The sequence below is a fragment of the Microbulbifer sp. genome, from assembly GCF_036563125.1.
Lineage (GTDB): Bacteria > Pseudomonadota > Gammaproteobacteria > Pseudomonadales > Cellvibrionaceae > Microbulbifer.
Genome location: NZ_DATCMV010000105.1, coordinates 1 through 19658, shown reverse-complemented (window position 1 = coordinate 19658; position 19658 = coordinate 1). Strand labels below are relative to the sequence as shown.

Here is a 19658-nt window from a genome sequence, read left to right as displayed (position 1 = left end):
ACTGGTGGGCGAGGACCAGCAAGACGTGTGGCTGAATGTCGGCTTCTACGCCGTCGGCGAGGTGGCCCGCTACGATTTCACCCCCGAGCGCGGCAGCGCCCACATCGTCAGCGACGCGGAAAACAACCCTCTCGACGACGATCGCCAGAGCGCCTGAACCCCACTTATCCGGATCGCACCGAGCGGGGCATCACGCCCGCTCGATCGGAAACGCGATCACCTCGTCGATGCGGCCGGCACCGCAGGCCAGCATCAGCAGACGGTCGAACCCCAGCGCCACCCCCGCACAATCCGGCAGCCCGGCCTCAAGCGCCTGCACCAGGCGATCCTCGAACGGATACACCGGCTTGCCGTTGTCCCCGCGATAGCGGTGGTCCGCCTCGAAACGCCGCTGCTGCTCCGGCGCATCCGTCAGCTCCCAGTAACCGTTCGCCAGTTCCATGCCCTTCACATAAGCCTCGAACCGCCGCGCCACCGGCACCCCCAATTCATCCTCTTCCACCCGCGCCAGCGCCGCCTGGGTCGCCGGGAAGTCGTACACCAGGGTGATCCCGTCGCCCATATTCGGCTCGATATGGTGGCTCATCAGCAAATCCAGGCACTCATCCCGCCCCGCCGGCTCAAACGACAACTCCAGCACCCGCGCCACCTCCGCCCGTAGCTCCTCGAACGACGCCCGGTGCGGGTCCACCCCGATATGCTGCAGAAACAGTGCGCGGTAACTGTGGGAGTACACCTTGGGGATCTTCAGCACCCACGACAGCAACTCCCCCACCTCGATCATCAGGCGATGGTCATCCCAGCCCACCCGGTACCACTCCAGCATCGAAAACTCAGGATTGTGGCGACCACCGGCCTCACCGTTACGAAACGCCTTGCCGAGGTAGTAACAGTCACCGATACCCGCGGCCACCAGGCGCTTCAGCCCGAACTCCGGACTGGTCGCCATATATGCCACCTCGCCACTGCAATTCGCGGTGATCGAATCGATGTGCGGATCGCTGGTAGCGCGGCGGGACAGGATGGGCACATCCATCTCCAGCACCTGGCGCTCGCTGAAAAAACGGCGGATATCCGCGAGCAGGGAAGCGCGACGGCGGAGATTTTCGAGGGGGGCAGTGGGTTGCCAGAGTGATTTTTCAGACATGAATGTGGATGGACTTAATTGAAGGTGTTCAGTTTAGTTTGTCGGGCAAAACCGTCCCGGATGCAAAGGCAAAGTGCTGGGGGCGGGTTTTCAGGAGCGTCGCAAACAGGATGTTTGCGACGCAGCGCCCAGGGATGGGTTTAAGGGGGGCGCCCAGCCCGGTCCTGAAAACCCGCCCCCAGTGATTTGCCGCCACTAAATCTTCCAAGAACCCAGAACGACAAAGGGCGGGCCCCTAAGGTACCCGCCCCTTGAGTCAGCAAGCTAAGGAAAATCAGTCTTCCTTGGCGCGACCCAGGTATTCCGCAGAGCGGGTATCCACCTTGATGGAATCGCCGATTTCCAGGAACAGCGGCACTTTCACCACCGCACCGGTCACCAGGGTCGCCGGCTTGGTGCCGCCCTGAGCGGTATCACCGCGCACACCCGGATCGGTTTCCGCAATTTCCAGAATCACGTGGTTGGGCGGAGTCACCGCCAGCGGCGAGCCGTTGTACAGAGTCACGGTGCAGATATCCTGCTCCTTCAGCCACTTCGCCGCGTCGCCCACGGTATTCACATCCGCCTGGTGCTGCTCGAAAGACTCAGGCTCCATGAAATGGTAGAACTCGCCATCGTTGTAGAGATATTCCATCTCGCGGTCCATCACGTCCGCAGACTCCAGGCTCTCACCGGAGCGGAACGTACGCTCCCATACGCGACCGGTCTTCAGGTTGCGCAGCTTTACACGGTTGAAGGCCTGGCCCTTACCAGGCTTCACGAACTCATTCTCCACGATGGAGCAGGGGTCGCCGTCCAGCATCACCTTCAGACCGCCTTTGAATTCGTTAGTGGAATAACTAGCCATGGGTTCCTCGAAATATCAGCATTCTGCCGTCAGATTGATTAAACTTCGCGCGCCCCACACCGGGTCAGACCAGTAAAGATACCCGTCAAAAAAGCAGTACCGCCGCCGACCGCGCCAAAAATAGCCGCCTATGATACAGCACGCCCAGCCTACCCGTGAAATCAGCAGCATCGAAATCACCGCCAGTGGCGGCGAATCGGCGCCGGCGCGCCGCTGGCAGGACGAAATGGCCGATCTGGTCACCGATCCGCAAGAGCTGCTCACACTGCTGCAACTCGCGCCGGAGCAGTTGCCGCAACTCAGCGCCGCCGCCGACCTGTTCCAACTGCGGGTGCCGCGCCCGTTGCTGCGCCGTATCCAGCCCGGCAACCCGCGCGACCCTCTGTTACTGCAAGTATTGCCCACCGGCGCCGAACTGCAGCCCACCCCGGGCTTCAGCGACGACCCGCTGGAAGAGGCCAATGCCAACCCGGTGCCGGGTGTGGTGCACAAATACCGCGGCCGTCTGCTGCTGATCGCTGCCGGCCAGTGCGCCGTCAACTGCCGCTACTGTTTCCGCCGCGCCTTCCCCTACAGCGACAACCATCTGAACCGCAGCCAGTGGCAGCAGGCGCTGGACTACATCCGCGAACAGCAGGACTTGCGCGAAGTGATCCTGAGCGGTGGCGACCCGCTGGTGATGAACGATCGCCAGCTCGCCTGGCTCGCCGACGAGCTGGCGCAGATCCCGCAGCTCGACAAGCTGCGCATCCACACCCGGCTGCCGATCGTCGCCCCGTCCCGGGTCAATGAGGAATTTCTCGCCTGGTTCGCGGGCAGTCGCCTCAAGCCGGTACTGGTACTGCACTGCAACCATGCCAATGAGATCGACAGCGAAGTGCGCGCGGCGCTCGGCAAACTCAGAGCCGCTGGCGTCACCCTGCTCAACCAGTCGGTGCTGCTGAAGGAAGTGAACGACAGCGAGGATGCGCTGGCGGAACTTTCGGAAACCCTGTTCGACGCCGGGGTACTGCCCTACTACCTGCACCAGCTGGACCGGGTACAGGGAGCCGCACATTTTGAGGTGAGTGACGAGCGCGCGCGCGCGCTGGTGGAAGCCGTGCGCCAGCGCCTGCCCGGCTACCTGGTGCCAAAGCTGGTGCGCGAGATCCCGGCGGAGAAATCCAAGACCCCGCTGTAGCAGACAACCGCGCGCCAGAACGCAGAAAAAGAGCTAGCCCAAAAGAGCCAATTGGCGCCCGTTTCGTGAATCATCGGACCTTTTTTTGCAATTAAATACACATTTTCGTCGCAATTTTCCTCTGACGCATTTGTGTATATCCGGGCGCCTTTTATACTGCAGGCACATAACACCCGGTTATTCCCATGCAGGATGCAGCAGAACTAGAAATCGGGCATCGCGCCCATCCCGGCAGTGACGCCTCGGGAACTTCAGAGACCAACATCGCCGACCACCCCAGAGCCGACAGCAGCGGAATCGACACCGATCCCGACAGCGTCGCGACTCCGGACGCTTCGCGCACCGATCAACCCGCCCAGCCCGTCGGTGGCAAGGCCGCGCGCGCGCCCAGCCCCCAGGAAAAGCTCGCCACCGGCCCCCGCGACCTGGCAGCACTCACCTGCGGCTGCAGCAACCACCGCCAGCTAAGGCGCTGGATTGACAGTTACCTGCAGCAAAACCCTGCCGACAGCAAAGCCCAGCGCAACGCCGGCACACTGCGCAGCCTGCTGGCAGAAATCACCCGCTGGAGCGCACCCGCGCGCCTGCGCCTGGCGAGTATTGAGGTATTGCGCCCGATCGTCGCCGCCCACTGCGACGCACTGGCGCAGCCCAGCGAGGACGGCAAAGGGGCCGGCGCACAGACGCAGGAGCAGCGCCGCAACCTGCTCATCGCCGCGATCCTGTTTCAGCACCAGGCGCTGGCCTACACCAGTGTTTGCCTGCAACTGGTAGCGGAGGAACCGCACGCGCCGTTCTTCCGCCGGCGTCTGGCGCGCGCGCTGCACCGTGGCATCGACAGTTATCGCAGCCTGGTGCAGATCAGCAGCCACTTCTATCTCGCCACCCCCAAGGGCAGCTGGAGCCGTATGCAGCAGCTGGTGCAGTTGGCCCGCGAGCAGCAATTGGACCAGCGCCGGGTACTGGATCCGCTATCCCGCAGCGGCACCGCCGCCAACCGTTTTACGCGTTGGGAAAAAGTCATCCGCCCCTACCTGCAGTCCGCACTGTTCGCCAGTGCGAATCCCCTGCAGCTCACTGTTGAAGACCAGCGCCAGCTGTGGTCCTGCTGTGGGCGCTGGGCCACATGCGCCATCCTGCAGGATCAGATCAACCCGGCAGCCCGGAGCCTGCTGACAAACCTGAGGCTCGATCAGGCGCCGATTCCCGCCGTGCGCCTGAAGCACACCCGGGTGGACCTGAAACATTTCACCGCGCCACTCGGCTGGTCCATCGACCTGACGACTCCCCTGCGACAGCTGCAGCGGCGCCTGCGTCGCCCCGGCAAGCTGTCACCGGACCTGCTGAACCGGGTACAGGACTTGTGGGCGGGTGAAAAAGGCCGCGGCCACCAGCGCACCCCGGTGAATATCCGCTGCGAGGTAATCCTCGGCATCAGCGCTATCTGCCACCATCTGAAACAGGGCGACGAAGTAGCCCCGGAGCTGGTCGCCGCCTTCGACAGCCAGAACAACGCGCCCCGCGGCAACAGCCTGGTGATGGAGGTGGGCTCCATCGACTTCCGCACCGGTCGCGCACTCAAGGACTACGAGGTGTCCGTCCCGGATGCGTATTCCAGCGCACTACCCAGCGCTCCCTCCACCGCGCGCCAGAGCGACAACGCGCGCGCACAGAAGCGCTACCAGCCGATTCCGGCGACGTTGCTCAACACCAGTGACAGTGGTGCGGGCCTGCGGTTGCCACCGGACATCCAGGGACGCCTGCACAGTGGCGACCTTATCGCCATGCAGGTAAAGGAGCGCTGGGAAGTGGCGCTGGTGCGCTGGCACTACGGACTGCCGGACCAGTGCCGGGTGGGCGTGGAGCTTCTCGGCGGCCACACCAGTGCGGTGCGGGTACACAGGTACACCAGAGACGGGCGCCGCACCGATTCCATGGCAGGGCTGCTCACCGGCAACGCCGGACTGCCACCGGAACTGGTGCTACCCACGCCGCTGTTCCAGAGCGGCGACACCGTGGACATTGTCGCCGCCGGACAGACACGTACCGTCACTCTGCATCAATGCAACATGAGTACCGGCAGCATCGCGATTTTCGAGTTTTCCTGATGGGCGAACGCAACGGGTCAGCCAGCAGTTTTTAGTGTGGAATTGGGGAACCGTATCTCAGACTGCATCCCCTACACTTGTGCCAGCGGCCCGCGGCAGACACACTAACGGGTTAGCGGCTGATCGCAGGAGCACCTGGGCCGCGCTGGGCGATAGGCTCCGGACAGATCCCAGGTACGGCATGGAAGCGGTATTACACAAACAGACAGCACCGCCGCAACGCAGTACAACAGGAAAAAAATGAGCAGCGACAACACCATCCGCCTTCTTCTGATCAACGACAACCCGGCCGAAGCCCAACGCCTGGTGAGCATGCTGCAAAACGCCGGCCGTCCCAACCGGGCCCAGCACGTGGCCAGCGAGGCCGCCCTCACCAAACTCCTGCAGGAACACACCTGGGATCTGCTGATCGCCACCGAGCAAAGCAAACAGGTGGCGGCAGCCAATGCCATCCGTACCATCAGCAAGCTGCAAAAAGACGTCCCCGCCATCCTGCTGAGCGAACGCGTGGGCTCACAGCCAGCGGTGGAAGGACTCAAGGTCGGCGCCCGCGACGTGGTCACCGTGGATGAAGACCAGCACCTGTTGCTGGTGATCCAGCGCGAACTCACCGCCCTGGAAGAGCGCCGCAAATCGCGCCTCAATGACCGCCGCTACCAAGCCACCCTGAAGCGCACCCGCGAGCTGCTCGACAGCTCCAAGGACGCCATTGCCTATGTTTCCGACGGTCTGATCGTTTACGCCAACGATTCCTTTGCCGAGCGTTTCGGCTTCAAGGACCGCGACGACGTGGAATACCAGCCGCTGATCGACATGCTCACCGAAGGAGAGCAGCAGGATGCCCGCGAGTTCCTGCGCCAGTGCGCCATCAGCAACAACGAAGTGGAAGCCCGTGAGTGGCGCTTCACCGCGCGCACGGTCAGCGGCACGCCACTGCCCACCCGCGCCGAAGTGCTCTCCACCGTGTACGAGGAAGAGCGCTGCCTGCAGGTACGCATCGCCGCCCGCAGTGGCAATACCGAGGAGTTGGAAGCCCAGCTGAGCGAAGCCAAATTCCGCGATGCCGCCACCGGACTGTACAACCGCCAACGCTTTGTAAAACTGCTGGACAGCGCCATCCAGTCCGCCGCCGGCTCCCAGCGCACCGGCGGCCTGATGTATATCGAGATCGACCGTTTTGAGGAGTCCGTGCAGCAGATCGTCGGCGTCGCCGGTGCCGACGACCTGCACAAGAAATTTGCCGATCTGCTGCAGTCCAGCGTGCGCCGCGGTGACATCACCGCGCGCTACGGCGAACAGAGCTACTGCCTGTTGATGCCGGAAACCACTCCGGACAGTGCCGAATCCCGCGCCAGGGAATTGCTGCAGAAAGTCGCCGACACCATCTTTGAAGCCGCCGGCAAAACCCTGCACATCACCGCCTCCACTGGTATCTCCCTGCTGAGTGAAACCTCCGGCAACGCCGACAAGGTACTGGAGCAGGCCACCAAGGCCCACGCCCAGGCCGTGGCCAAGGATAACGGCAACACCTTCGCGCTGTTCGAGCCCGACAGCGATACCCAGGGAGACACCGACACCTACCACCGCGCCCGCGTCACCCAGGCGCTGGAAGCCGGCAACCTCAAACTGCTGTTCCAGCCGATTTTGAGCCTGCAGGGCAGCGGCGAGAAAATTTACGAAGTGCTGGTGCGCCTCGTCGATGGCAAGGACGAACTCGCCCCCATGGCGTTCCTCGAAGCCCTCGGTGACGCCGGCCTGTCCACCAAAATGGACCGCTGGGTAATCCTCGCCGCGATGAAAGCCGCCGCCGCGCAGACCGCCAAAGGTCAGCAAGTCTCCCTGCTGCTGCACCTCACCGGCGCCTCACTGAAAGACCCCAGCCTCCCCGCCTGGCTCGGCGTGGCCTTCAAGGCCGCCAAGGTGGCCCCCAAAGTCGTCACCTTCCAGCTGCGCGCGGAAGACATCAACAGCAACCTCCACGCCGCCCGCGACTTCGCCAAGCAGGTGCAGGACATGGGCTGCCGCTTTGCCGTGTGCCAGTTCGGCACTGGCTTGAGCCCATTCAAGGCACTGGAGCACGTCAAGGTGGATATCGCCAAGATCGACGCCTCGTTCGTGCGCGAAGTGCAGGATGAAGGCGAGGACAGCGAGGCCCTGGTCAAGCTCGTCGGCCAGCTCAAGGAAATCGACACCAAAGTCATCGTCCCCCACATCGAACAGGCCAGCATGTTGCCCACCCTGTGGCAGTCCGGCACCGACTACATCCAGGGCTACTATGTCCAGCCGCCGGCGGATGAGATGGACTTTGATTTCAGCCTGGATTGATCGGAAAAAACAAAACCGAATTAAGAGAGGGCAGACGCCGGATTTCCACGTCGCCCTTTCTATTGGTTATTCTGTGCCGCGACGAATTTACCCAATTCCCATTTCTCACCTACAACAATCACGGAGCCCTGCATGCTGCCCCAATTGAACCCGAGCCTCGGCCGCCTGATCGGTACCGGACTGCTCGCCTGCAGCCTCGCCACCCTTACCGCCTGCAGCAAAAGCGACGATAGCGCCCACCAGAAGCAGATCGAAGAGCGCCCGGCAGCCAGCCAGAACGGCAACCAGATCCCCGACAGTGCCACCGACTACAAACCCGAGAACCTGGAAAAAGACGCGCCGCTCGCCGCCGGCGCCGAACCCAAGTCCGGCGTCGACTACCACTCCTTCGCCAACACCAACGACTATCGCGTCAAGCACCTCGACCTCGACCTCACCGCGGACTTCGACAACAAGGTACTCAAGGGCGAGGCGATTCTCGACATCCAGCGCCTTACCGAGAAAAACCCGGCGCTGATCCTCGACACCCGCGATATCGACGTCACCGCGGTGCGCGCCGGTGTCGGCAGCAATCTGCAGGACGTGAAATTCAGCCTCGGCAAGACCGACCCGCACCTCGGCACCCCGCTGAAAATCGAACTGCCCAAGGGCGCCAACAAGGTCGCCATCCAGTACCAGACCTCCCCCGGCGCCTCCGGTGTGCAGTGGCTGGACCCGCAGCAGACTGCTGGCAAGAAGCACCCCTTCCTGTTCACCCAGGCACAGGCCATCCATGCGCGCAGCTTTATCCCGCTGCAGGACTCGCCCCAGGTGCGCATGACCTACAAGGCCACTATCCACACCCCGAAAGATCTGCGCGCGGTCATGAGCGCCAACAACGATCCGGACGCGGAAATGGATGGCGTGTTTGAGTTCGAAATGCCCCAGGCCATTCCGTCCTACCTGATCGCCATCGGCATCGGCAACCTGGACTTCAAGCCCATGGGCGAGCGCACCGGCGTGTACGCCGAGCCCGAGCTGCTGGAAGCGTCCGCAAAGGAGTTCGAGGACACCGAGTCCATGCTGGAGGCCACCGAGGAGAATTTCGGCCCCTACCGCTGGGACCGCTACGACCTGCTGATCCTGCCCCCGAGCTTCCCCTTCGGCGGCATGGAAAACCCGCGCCTCAGTTTCATCACCCCCACGGTGATCGCCGGTGACAAGAGCCTGGTGGCTCTGATCGCCCACGAACTGGCCCACTCCTGGTCCGGCAATCTGGTGACCAACGCCAGCTGGCGCGACCTGTGGCTGAACGAGGGCTTCACCACCTACCTCACCAACCGCATCATGCAGCTGGTGTACGGCGACGACCGCTACAAGATGGAAATGGCCCTGGGTTACGACGACCTGAAAGCGGACCTGGACGACCGCGAGGACAAGGACGAGATCATGGCCATCGACATGCGCGGCCGCGATCCGGACGAGGTGTTCTCGAATATTCCCTACGAGAAGGGCTCCCTGTTCCTGTACGAACTGGAACAGAAAGTCGGCCGCGAGAACTTCGACAAGTTCCTGCTGGGCTACTTCAATAACTTCGCCTTCCAGAGCATCACCACGGAAGATTTCCTGAAGTACCTGGACGATACACTGCTGAAGCAGTACCCGGACAAACTGAGCAAGGAGCGCATCAACCAGTGGGTGTTCGAACCGGGCATTCCCGAGGGCGCACCGCACCCGCAATCCGACGCGTTCACCAAGATCGACCCGCTGCGCCAGCAGTGGCTGAACGGCGAGATCAAGGCGAGTGAGATCGACACCAATGGCTGGACCTTCCACCAGTGGAAATATTTCCTCGACGGCATGCCGGAAAAACTGAGCGATGAACAGCTGAAGGAACTGGACAGCACCTTCAAACTCACCGAGTCCAAGAACAATGAAGTGGCGTTCAGCTGGCTGATGATCGCGGTGCGCAACGACTACGCGCCGGCCAACGCCCGTCTGGAGGAATTCCTGATCGGTATCGGTCGCAACAAGTTCGTGCGCCCGCTGTACCGCGCGATGATGGAAACCGGCAAGGAAGACGAGGCCAAGCGCATTTTCGAGAAGGCCAAGCCGGGTTATCACCCGCTGACCGTGAAAGTGAATAGTAAGATTATTTACGGGGACTGATCCCCTCCCCACGCACTCCCCGTCGGGCAATCCCGGGGAGTGTGCCATTCATCGATTTACCTCCCGGTATCCATCCACCGGGAGGTAAAACTATGTAAATATCCTCCACCTGTATTTTCATCCCTTTAGACTGGCCCGAAAGTTGCGGCCCCCTGTGCCTGACTTTCCCGCGCCCGCACCAGAATAACGTCTCCGGCTACCAGGTATTTCCCTGCATTATGAACATGATCCGTGCCCTAGGCCCCGAACTCGGACACTTGTCCCGCCGTATGGGAGCGACCTCCGCGTTGTTCCTCGCGCTTCTCGCCCCCGCATCCGTATTGGCCCAAAGCGGCCCGAACAATTCCGCGGTGCCGGTGCGCGCGGCGCCGGTACAACTGGAGCAGATTTCCAATCCGGTGGAAGCGCTGGGTACCGCCAACGCCTGGGAATCGGTGTCCGTGCGCGCGGGCGTAACCGAACATATCAGCCGCATCGCGTTTGAAAGCGGGCAGCAGGTCAAGGCCGGCGACGTGCTGGTGGAGCTGAGCCACGCGGAAGAGCTGGCAGAGCTGGCCCGCGCCCGCGCCACCCTGACGCGCTTCGAGCGCGATGAAAAACGCCTGCGCGGACTGGTGAGCAAAAATCTCACCACCCGCGAGCAGCTGGAAGTAGCGGAAACCCAGGTGGCGGAGACCCGCGCACTGATCGATGGCCTGCAGGCCCGCATCGACGACCGCATTATCCGCGCGCCGTTTGCCGGTCAGCTCGGGTTGCGCAACATCAGCCTCGGCGGCCTGGTGTCCCCCACCACGGAAATCACCACATTGCAGGATATTTCCCGTCTGAAACTGGATTTCACCGTGCCGGAGCGGCAACTCTCTGCCATCAGTGGTGGCATGCCCATCGAGGCAGTCAGTCAGGCCTATCCCGACCGCGTATTCCATGGTGAGGTGATGATTGTGGAGGCCCGCGTGGATCCGCAGACCCGCGCGTTTACCGTACGCGCGCGCCTCGACAACCCGAGCCGCCAACTGAAGCCCGGCATGCTGTTGCGGGTGCGGATTATCAGCAATGCACGCGAAGCGCTGACCATACCCGAGGCGGCACTGGTGCCGCTCGCCGGCGATCAGTCCGTATTTGTAGTGGAGAAAACCCAGGGCGGCCATGTGGTGCGCCAGCGGGACGTAGAGATTGGCCACCGCTACCCGGGCAAGGTGGAGGTCCTCACAGGTCTTTCCCAGGGAGACCTGGTGGTGACCCGCGGCACCCTGAATGTGCGTGATGGGCAGGCAGTCACGGTGCAGACGGAAAGCGAGGCAGGCGGCCAATGATCATCAGTGATACGGCGGTCAAACGCCCGGTATTCGCGCTGGTACTGTCGCTGCTGCTGGTGGTATTCGGCCTGATCAGTTTCGACCGGCTGGCGCTGCGGGAGTATCCGGACATCGACCCGCCCATTGTTTCCATTACCACCAACTACCCGGGCGCCTCCGCGGATATCGTGGAAACCCGTATTACCCGCCAGATCGAGGACCGTATCGCCGGCATCGAGGGTATCAAGACGGTGAGCTCGTCGAGCACCGACGGGCGCTCCTCCATCTCCATCGAGTTCAACATCAATCGCGATGTGGACGGCGCTGCCAACGATATCCGCGACCGCGTCTCCGGGGTGCTGAACAACCTGCCGGTAGAGGCGGACCCGCCGGAAATCGAAAAGGTCGACAGCAGCGACGACGTGGTGATCTGGCTGAACCTCACTTCCGACCGCCTGTCAGTGCCGGAACTCACCGACTACGCCAACCGCTACCTGGTGGACCGTTTCTCGGTGCTGGACGGCGTGGCGCGGGTTCGGGTGGGCGGCGCCAAGGACTTCGCCATGCGCATCTGGCTGGATCGCGCGGCGATGACCGCGCACAACGTCACCAGCGCCGACATAGAGCGGGCGCTGCGCGCGGAAAACCGCGAGCTGCCAGCGGGCTATATGGAATCCACCGATCGCCAGTTCACCCTGCGCCTGCAACGCCAGTTCCAGAGCGCCGAGGATTTCGCACGCCTGGCGGTTGCCACCGGCGACAGCGGCCACGTGGTGCGCCTCGGCGACGTGGCGCGGGTGGAACTCGGGTCCGCGGAGGAACGCTCCACCTTCCGCGGCAATGGCGAGCCCATGGTGGGAATCGGCATTACCCGCCAGTCCACCGGCAACATCGTGGCGGTGGCGGAAGCCGCCAAGGCGGAGATGGAAAAGGTCAATAAAACCCTGCCCGACGGCATGCGCCTCAGCCAGAGTTACGATGCATCGGTGTTTGTCTCCGAGGCGATCAGCGAGGTATACGCCACCCTCGCGATTGCGGTGATCCTGGTCACCCTGGTGATCTACCTGTTTCTCGGCAACTGGCGCGCCACCCTGGTGCCGGCGGTGACGGTTCCAGTGTCCCTGATCGCCACCTCCATCCTGCTGTACGCCTTCGGCTTCAGTATCAATCTGTTGACCCTGCTGGCGCTGGTGCTGGCCATCGGCCTGGTGGTGGACGACGCGATTGTGGTGCTGGAAAACGTGTTCCGGCGTATGGACGAATACGGCGAACCGCCACTGCTTGCGGCCTATCGCGGCACCCGCGAGGTGGGTTTCGCGGTGGTGGCGACCACCCTGGTACTGGTGGCGGTGTTCGTGCCCATCACCTTCCTCGAAGGGGACATTGGCCGGCTGTTTTCCGAGTTCGCCCTGACCATGTCCGCAGCGGTGATCTTTTCCTCCATCACCGCGCTCACCCTGTCGCCCATGATCGCGGCCAAATTTATCCGCCCCAGCGACCAGCAGAGCCCGGTCACACGGTTTATGGACGACAAGCTCACCCGCATCCAGCGACGTTACCGCCGAGGACTCGACGTCATCCTGCGCCACCACTGGATCGCAGGCACCGTGTTTGTTGCGGTGATGGCGTTCGCCGCGCTGTCGTTCCGGTTGATTCCCACCGAGTACGCCCCGCGGGAAGACCGCGGCTCCTTCTTCCTGCTGGTCAACGGTCCCGAGGGTGCCAGTTACGAGTACATGCAGGAGTACATGGACACCATCGAGGCGCGCATGATGCCGCTGGTGGAAAAGGGCTATGTGAACCGCCTGCTGGTGCGCTCGCCGCGCTCCTTTGGCACCTCCGCCACCTTCAATACCGGCATGGTGATCTTCACCCTGGCGCCTTGGGGTGAGCGCCCCTCAGCCTTCGAGCTGATGAACCAGGTGCGCGCAGCGGTGAGTGACCTGAGCGGCGTGCGCGCCTTCCCGGTGATGCGCCAGGGCTTCGGCGGCGGTCTCGGCAAACCGGTGCAGTTTGTACTGGGTGGCAGCAGCTACGAGCAGCTCACCCAGTGGCGCGATCAGCTCAATCTCGCGCTGGAGAAATCCAACCCGGGGCTGCTCGGCGTAGACTGGGATTACAAGGAAACCCAGCCGCAGCTGCGCATCAATGTGGATTACGAACGCGCCGCCGATCTCGGGGTGCAGGTCAGCGATGTGGGCACCACCCTGCAGACCATGTTCGGCTCCCTGCGCGCCACCACCTTTATCAACAATGGCGAGGAGTACGACGTGATCCTCGAAGGGGAGCGCGAACTGCAGCGCACCCCGGACAGTCTGGATAACCTCTACGTGCGCTCCAGCACCAGCGGCGCCCTGGTTCCCCTGCAAAGTCTGGTTGAGGTCAGCGAATACGCGGATTCACCGCAGCTGCAGCGCTACAACCGGGTGCGCGCGATCACCCTGGACGCCAACCTTGCGGATGGGCTGGTGCTGGGTGAAGCGCTGGCATACCTGAACCAGCTGGTGGACGATAATCTCGAGGGCACGCCGGTGGTCGACTACAAAGGCCAGTCGAAAAGCTTCCAGGATTCCGGCAACACCATCCTGTTCGCCATTCTGCTGGGCGCGCTGGTGGTCTTCCTGGTACTCGCCGCGCAGTTCGAGAGTTTTGTGCACCCGCTGGTGATCATGTTCACGGTGCCACTGGCCATGGCGGGGGCGCTGGCGGGGCTGCTGCTCACCAACCAATCCCTGAATATATACAGCCAGGTGGGGTTGATCATGCTGGTGGGACTCGCGGCCAAGAACGGCATTCTCATTGTCGAGTTCGCCAATCAGCTGCGGGATCGCGGTGTGGAGTTCGGCCAGGCACTGCGCCAGGCCGCGGAAACCCGTCTGCGGCCGATCCTGATGACCGGCATCACCACCGCTGCGGGCTCCCTGCCGCTGCTGCTGTCGTCCGGTGCCGGTTCGGAAACCCGCGCGGTGATCGGCACCGTGGTGTTGTTCGGGGTGCTGGCGGCAACACTGTTTACGGTCTACATAGTTCCGGTGGCCTACGATGTGCTGGCGCGCCGCACCGGTTCCCCGGGGCAGGTTGCGCGGGAGGTGGCGGAACTGGAATCCGAGCACCCGGTACCGCAACAGGATTGAGTGGCGGGTTTTTCTGCGCCGGACTATCACCGCCGGCGCATTTCTCTTAATCTCTTGCGCCCGGCCGCAACTATTTTTCGCCAGCGGTCGTCTAACTGGCATCAACCCGGAAGAAACGGCAACTCGCATACAGGGAACCCCATGCGCAAGCTCACCGCAACGGCACTGGTAATACTCATGGCACTGGCCGCGGTCGCCTGTGACCGGGATGTGTGTTATCGGGATGGCGAGCGGGAACGCAAGCCGTCCATTCCCTTTGCCAGCATCAGCAGCGACTTCGCCCCGGTACTGGCACTCGCCCAGCCCTACTGAAAATTACTCAGCGGACTCACCCAGCAGCGCACTGATCTGACGGTCGTTCAGGCCAAACAGATACAGCGCCGCATCCAGCCCGAATCCATCGATCGCCTGTGGCGCTTCGGCGCGCACCTTCGGCTTGGCATGGAAGGCAATTCCCAGCGCCCCCAGCGACAGCATCGGCAGATCGTTGGCGCCGTCGCCCACTGCGATCACCTGCTCCAGGGACAGCGCCAGTTCCGACGCAATCTGCTGCAGCAGCAGCGCCTTGCGCGCACCGTCCACAATCGGGTCGATCACCCCACCGGTGAGGGCGCCGCCGTTGAATTCCAGCTGGTTGGCGTGCACGAAATCCACCGCCAGGTGGTTGTCGCGCAGGTAGTGGGCAAAATACGTGAAGCCGCCGGAGAGGATGGCGGTTTTACAGCCGAGCGCGCGCAGCGCAAACAGCAGGCGCTGGGCACCGGGCATCAGCGGGATACGCGGGGCGATCTCCGCGAGGCTCGCCTCGGTGAAACCTTTCAGCAGGCTCATGCGTTTGCGAAAGCTCTGCTGGAAGTCCAGCTCGCCGCGCATCGCGGACAGGGTGATTTCCGCCACCTGGTCGCCGACGCCGGCGATTTTGGCCAGCTCGTCGATGACTTCCGCCTGGATCAGGGTGGAGTCCATATCAAAGCAGGCAAGTTTGGGCGCGCGCTGGGTATGGCCCGCCTGCAGCACCAGTTCCAGCCCCAGTTCCTGGCCGAGTTCGAGCAGCGCCAGGCGCGCGTCGTTAAACGCGATATCCCCATCCAGCTGTACACGCACAACGCTGCATCCCGGGCGGGCGGCGAGGATGTCCACCGCCACTACCTGCCAGTGGCATTCGCGCAGGAATTCCGCGAGTTTTTCCAACTGCGCGCCCTCCATCTCCATCGCCAGCAGGGTCAAGCACCAGGGCGCGGTGACCGCCGCCGGGGTATCGCCCCCGACCTGTAGCGTAAAGCTTTGCTGGCACAGCGCGGCCAGGGAGGAGAAGAGAGGGGAGTGAGCGTTTGCTTCCATGTCTGACTCTTGGACTGATTATTGCTGGGTTCTGCGGGGCAGGCCGCCGCGATTGGTAAATCACCGGGGCTGAAATAGCTGCGCATTATAGCCCGGCGCGTTTTTTCGCTGAAGAATTCACTGGGGAGTGCGCTAAAATCAGCGCCATGTACTGATCGCGACCGATAACAAGATGAAAAAACTCCTCGCCAGTCTGACTGAACTGTCCACCGGCCTGCCACAGTGGCTCGCCGGCCTCAATCGCAACCGGCAGCGCCAGCTGCTGGCCGCCACCATCTGGCTCACCCTCGCCGGTTTCTGCCTCGCCACCCTCGGCCACGCCTGGGGCCAGCAGAAGACCGCCGCCACCCTGCGCGACCGCGCCAGCGCCACCGCCGCGGCCAAGCTGCTGGCGAGCCAGAGCCTGGAGCAGATCGTCGCCGGCGACCGCATCAGCCTGCAATTGCTGGCACAGCAGGCGTTGGCCCTGCCCTCGATCCGCGGCGTCACCATCCAGGACGTGGATTCCAGCCCGCTGGCACAGGCGGGGGAGCGCGACCGCGGCGAGATGATTACCGAGCCGGTGGTGCTGCACGACAGCCTCGCCGGCAGCGTGGCGCTGAATATCCAGCCCGGCGCCTCTGCCGGCTACCCCTGGGCCAGCCTGTTGCTGTGCCTGATCTTCGCCCTGCCGTTCAGCGCCGCCTGCGCGCTGGCGGTTACCCAGCTGCAATCTGTGCAGCCGCACAAGCGCAAGCCGCTGCTGGTGCCCAAGGCCCAGCCCAAACCGCCGCCGGAAATAACCGCCGGCCTGTACCTGCGCCCGCTGAACTGGGCCCAGCTGGGCAACCAGTTGTCGCGCAACGCGCTGGACAACCTGCAGGCGGAGCTGGAGCAGCGCCTGCAGCTGCTGACCCGCATCTACGATGCGCGCCCGCTGCCCAGCGCCGGCCCCGCAGTGGGGCTCGGTTTTGCTGGCGACGACGCCGCCTTCCGCGCGGTCTGCGCCGGCCTGCTATTGCGCGGCCTGCAGCAATCCAGCCGCGCCACCGGCCTGCAACTGGCGCTGGCGGTGCTCCCCACCAAGCCAGAGCAATTTGACCTGAACGGTGAGCAGCTGCTGAGCCAGTCCCGCGGGCTGACGCTACATCCGCAACTGCAGGGCGACGAATCCCTGGAAAATCGCATCCAGTGCCACACCACCAGCTGGGGTGCGGAGGTCACCGGGCTGAACCCGAAGTTGCAGCAGCTGCTGGATAACCAGCTGCAACAACTGGTTTCTGCCTAACCCGCCGTCCCTTAATTACTTTTTGGTTGTTGCTATTCACCGAAAATCTTCGTGATCGCCGATTCGCGACCCTTAAATACCTTCCACTTGGGTTTCGGTTTATTGCCTGCCGTTTTTGGCCGGTGATCGGATCGAAAGTTTAAGAAAGTTGAAAGGTACACCCGCCACTCGGCGTGGAGGTTTTCATGAAGCGTTCATTCGCAGGATTAGCAGGTGCTCTGGGGGCTGCGACCTTGCTGACGCTGTCCGGCTGCACCAGCATGGAAAATATGACCGGCACCACAACGGCCATCAATCCGGACAAGCGGCCCGGTTATTACAGTGTCCAGGGCCGCTACTACCACTGCCACGACAACGGCCGCTGCCACAATGTGCGGCACCCCAACTACTACATGCGCGGCGGTGACTACCGCATGGATATGCGCCCATCACGCATCAACCAGCCTCGCTGAATCGCATTTCACTATCGAATCTGTCCCGGTGTAACCGTGCATCTGGCTGCGCAACGCACCGGCCGTTTGTCCGCGGAGGTTTCCTCATGAACAGAATCGTCAAGAAAGGCCTGCTGGCCGCAACCGTACTCGGCTCCCTGACCCTGGGTGCCTGTGTATCCGATGGTTACTACAGTTCCGGCAGCGTGGGTTATTCCAGCTACCCGTATTCGACGCCCTATGTCTATCCGTCCGGTAACGTCTCCTTTTACTACACGTCGCCGCGTTATTACCGTTACGGCGCCTACCCGCGCTATTACCGCGGTGGCTATTACCGCTATCACGGTCGCCACTACTACAACCGCCCCTACAATCGCCCCCACCATGGCGGTCACTATTACAATCGCCCGAGCCACGGTGGCCACTATTACAACCGTCCCGGCCGCCCGGGTGGCTCTATCCACCATCGCCCGGCGCGTCCCTCTCACCGCCGCTGAGATACGCAGCTAGCCCCAAAGCGGCCAAGGTATGACGGCACACGTCATACCTTGGTCATACAGACCCGAGACTCCCGCCACTGCTAGGATTTCTGCAAAGAATGAATAAGCATGCGGGAGTTTGCCGTGCAGCCCAATCAGCCACACACCGTACTGATCACCGGTTCCACCAGCGGGATTGGCCTTGCCATCGCCCACTGTTTCGCCCGCGCCGGGCACCATGTGATGCTCCACGGACTCACCGACGCGGATACCAGTCAGGCCCTGCTGACTGAATTTTCCGGCTACAGCGGTCGCACAGGCTTCAGCGATGCCGATATTTCCAGTGAAGCGGGCTGCGCCCAGTTGGTGTCTGATACCCGCGAGGCCATTGGCAACCCGTCCGTGCTGATCAACAACGCCGGTATCCAGTTCACCGCACCGGCCCACGATTTTCCCGCAGAAAAGTGGCACCAGATCCTGGCGATCAACCTGAGTGCCGGCTTCTTTCTCGCCCGCGACGTGCTGCCCGCCATGCGAGCGGCGAACTGGGGGCGAATCATCAACATCGCCTCGGTCCACGGCCTGGTGGCATCCGAAAACAAGGCGGCCTACTGCGCGGCCAAACACGGCCTGGTAGGACTCACCAAGGTACTCGCGCTGGAAAATGCCGACTGCAACATCACAGCCAATGCGATCTGCCCGGGATGGGTGGAAACACCGCTGATCCAGCCCCAGATCGAGGCGATTGCCCGCGAACAGCAGGTGGACATAGATACCGCACGCGCGCATCTTGTCGGCGCCAAACAGCCGATGGCAAAAGCCACCAGCCCCGAAGCCATCGGCGAACTGGCGCTGTACTTGTGTGGACAATTTGCCGGCACCATTACCGGTGCGGCACTGCCGGTGGACGGTGGATGGAGCGCGCAGTAGTATCTTTTGCACCCGGTTCTTTCATTCTTCAGGGTGCTGCCGTGAATTACCAATTACTGATCGCCGATGATCATCCGCTTTACCGCGATGCATTGGCGACCACGCTTTCCAATCACTTCCCGAATTCGGATCTGCTGCAGAGCGAGGATCTGGATTCGACGCTTCAGCGTCTTTCCCATTCCGAGATCGATTTATTGCTGCTGGATCTTAATATGCCTGGCAGCGAGGGGTTCAGCGGGCTGGCGCGTATTCGCAATGATTTTCCGGCGGTGCCGGTGGTGGTGGTATCCGGCAGCGACAAGCACGCGGTGGTGCAGCAGGCTGCAGGCCTCGGTGCCAGCGGCTTCCTTTCCAAAACCGCGCGACCGGATGAGATTCTGCAGTGTATCGAGTGTGTGCTTGCCGGGGACCAGTGGTTTAGCGAAGAAGCGTTACAGGCGGAAACCGAATCTGCCCTGGCAGAAAAGCTGAATCAACTCACTACACAGCAGCTGAAAATATTCCAGATGATTGCGCAGGGCATGCTGAACAAGCAGATTGCGTACGACCTGGACATCACCGAGCCCACGGTAAAAAGCCACGTTACGGCGATTTTGCGCAAGCTTGAGTTACGGGATAGAAAGCAGTTGATTCGTGAGGCTCAGGCGCTGATTCAGCTCTGACTATTTTGGGGCAGCACTTCGCAGCCTTGGGGCTCTGTTTTCAGATTTGTGGCGGCGAATCAGCGGGTATCTGTTTTCAAAACCGCTGTGAACCCATCCCTGGGCGCTGCGGCGCAAACATCCTGTTTGCGACGCTTTTGAAAACAGATACCCGCTACTTCACCTTACATTTATACCTATCCACTTCGTAAGCCAGATTACCTACGCAGTAATTTACGCGAAGTGAAGGGAGAGTGCCGGGGGTGGGTTTTCAGGAGCGTCGGCGACAGGGACGTCGCCGACGCAGCGTACAGGGATGTATTCACAGCGGTTTCAAAAACGAATACCCGGTGCTTTGCCGCCACAGAGCTCGAAACAAAGCTAG

The 19658-nt window shown here is 62.3% G+C and carries 15 protein-coding genes; 12 read left to right on the top strand and 3 right to left on the bottom strand.

The window, feature by feature from the left end; translation table 11 throughout:
• Nucleotides 1-190: 190 nt before the first annotated feature.
• Both epmA and efp read right to left on the bottom strand, forming a co-directional pair.
• Entirely contained in the window at nucleotides 191-1147 is a 957-nt protein-coding gene (gene epmA / locus VIL80_RS08460; protein ID WP_332035677.1) for an EF-P lysine aminoacylase EpmA, read from the bottom strand.
• A 274-nt stretch (nucleotides 1148-1421) separates the two neighbouring features.
• Nucleotides 1422-1994, bottom strand: a complete 573-nt coding sequence (gene efp, locus VIL80_RS08455) for an elongation factor P (protein ID WP_332035676.1) — start codon at nucleotides 1992-1994, stop codon at nucleotides 1422-1424.
• A gap of 130 nt (nucleotides 1995-2124) precedes the next feature.
• On the opposite strand from efp, the gene epmB reads away from it, so the two are divergent.
• From epmB to VIL80_RS08420, 7 genes are all read left to right on the top strand, one after another.
• Nucleotides 2125-3174 (top strand): EF-P beta-lysylation protein EpmB, encoded by a 1050-nt coding sequence (gene epmB / locus VIL80_RS08450; RefSeq protein WP_332035675.1) that lies wholly within the window; start codon nucleotides 2125-2127, stop codon nucleotides 3172-3174.
• A 185-nt stretch (nucleotides 3175-3359) separates the two neighbouring features.
• Nucleotides 3360-5282 (top strand): cyclic-di-GMP receptor FimW-related protein, encoded by a 1923-nt coding sequence (locus VIL80_RS08445; protein ID WP_332035674.1) that lies wholly within the window; start codon nucleotides 3360-3362, stop codon nucleotides 5280-5282.
• Nucleotides 5283-5522: 240 nt separating this feature from the next.
• Nucleotides 5523-7607, top strand: coding sequence for an EAL domain-containing response regulator (locus VIL80_RS08440; RefSeq protein WP_332035673.1), 2085 nt, complete (start codon nucleotides 5523-5525; stop codon nucleotides 7605-7607).
• Nucleotides 7608-7739: 132 nt separating this feature from the next.
• Nucleotides 7740-9755 carry a M1 family metallopeptidase gene (locus VIL80_RS08435; protein WP_332035672.1) on the top strand — a complete coding sequence of 672 codons (2016 nt, stop codon included), beginning with the start codon at nucleotides 7740-7742 and terminating at the stop codon, nucleotides 9753-9755.
• 218 nt (nucleotides 9756-9973) lie between these two features.
• On the top strand, nucleotides 9974-11068 hold the full coding sequence (locus tag VIL80_RS08430) for an efflux RND transporter periplasmic adaptor subunit (RefSeq protein ID WP_332035671.1): 1095 nt from the start codon (nucleotides 9974-9976) through the stop codon (nucleotides 11066-11068).
• Entirely contained in the window at nucleotides 11065-14184 is a 3120-nt protein-coding gene (locus VIL80_RS08425; RefSeq protein WP_332035670.1) for an efflux RND transporter permease subunit, read from the top strand. Before VIL80_RS08430 ends, VIL80_RS08425 begins: the two co-directional genes overlap by 4 nt.
• Before the next feature lie 141 nt (nucleotides 14185-14325).
• Complete coding sequence (locus VIL80_RS08420) at nucleotides 14326-14496, top strand: hypothetical protein (protein ID WP_332035669.1); 171 nt, start codon at nucleotides 14326-14328, stop codon at nucleotides 14494-14496.
• A 3-nt stretch (nucleotides 14497-14499) separates the two neighbouring features.
• Here VIL80_RS08420 and serB read toward each other — a convergent pair whose 3' ends face one another.
• Nucleotides 14500-15525: a phosphoserine phosphatase SerB gene (gene serB, locus VIL80_RS08415; protein ID WP_332035668.1), complete on the bottom strand. Its 1026-nt coding sequence runs from the start codon at nucleotides 15523-15525 to the stop codon at nucleotides 14500-14502.
• 172 nt (nucleotides 15526-15697) lie between these two features.
• Between serB and VIL80_RS08410 the strand changes: the two genes are divergently transcribed.
• The 5 genes from VIL80_RS08410 to VIL80_RS08390 all read left to right on the top strand — a co-directional run bounded on the left by VIL80_RS08410 (nucleotide 15698) and on the right by VIL80_RS08390 (nucleotide 19294).
• Nucleotides 15698-16792, top strand: coding sequence for a hypothetical protein (locus tag VIL80_RS08410; protein WP_332035667.1), 1095 nt, complete (start codon nucleotides 15698-15700; stop codon nucleotides 16790-16792).
• Nucleotides 16793-16977: 185 nt separating this feature from the next.
• Nucleotides 16978-17244 carry a hypothetical protein gene (locus tag VIL80_RS08405; protein WP_332035666.1) on the top strand — a complete coding sequence of 89 codons (267 nt, stop codon included), beginning with the start codon at nucleotides 16978-16980 and terminating at the stop codon, nucleotides 17242-17244.
• Nucleotides 17245-17330: 86 nt separating this feature from the next.
• Nucleotides 17331-17720 (top strand): hypothetical protein, encoded by a 390-nt coding sequence (locus VIL80_RS08400; protein ID WP_332035665.1) that lies wholly within the window; start codon nucleotides 17331-17333, stop codon nucleotides 17718-17720.
• 126 nt (nucleotides 17721-17846) lie between these two features.
• A complete protein-coding gene (locus VIL80_RS08395) occupies nucleotides 17847-18632 on the top strand; it encodes a 3-hydroxybutyrate dehydrogenase (RefSeq protein WP_332035664.1) in 786 nt (261 codons plus the stop codon).
• A gap of 41 nt (nucleotides 18633-18673) precedes the next feature.
• Nucleotides 18674-19294, top strand: a complete 621-nt coding sequence (locus VIL80_RS08390) for a response regulator (RefSeq protein ID WP_332035663.1) — start codon at nucleotides 18674-18676, stop codon at nucleotides 19292-19294.
• The last annotated feature ends 364 nt before the right edge of the window (nucleotides 19295-19658 follow it).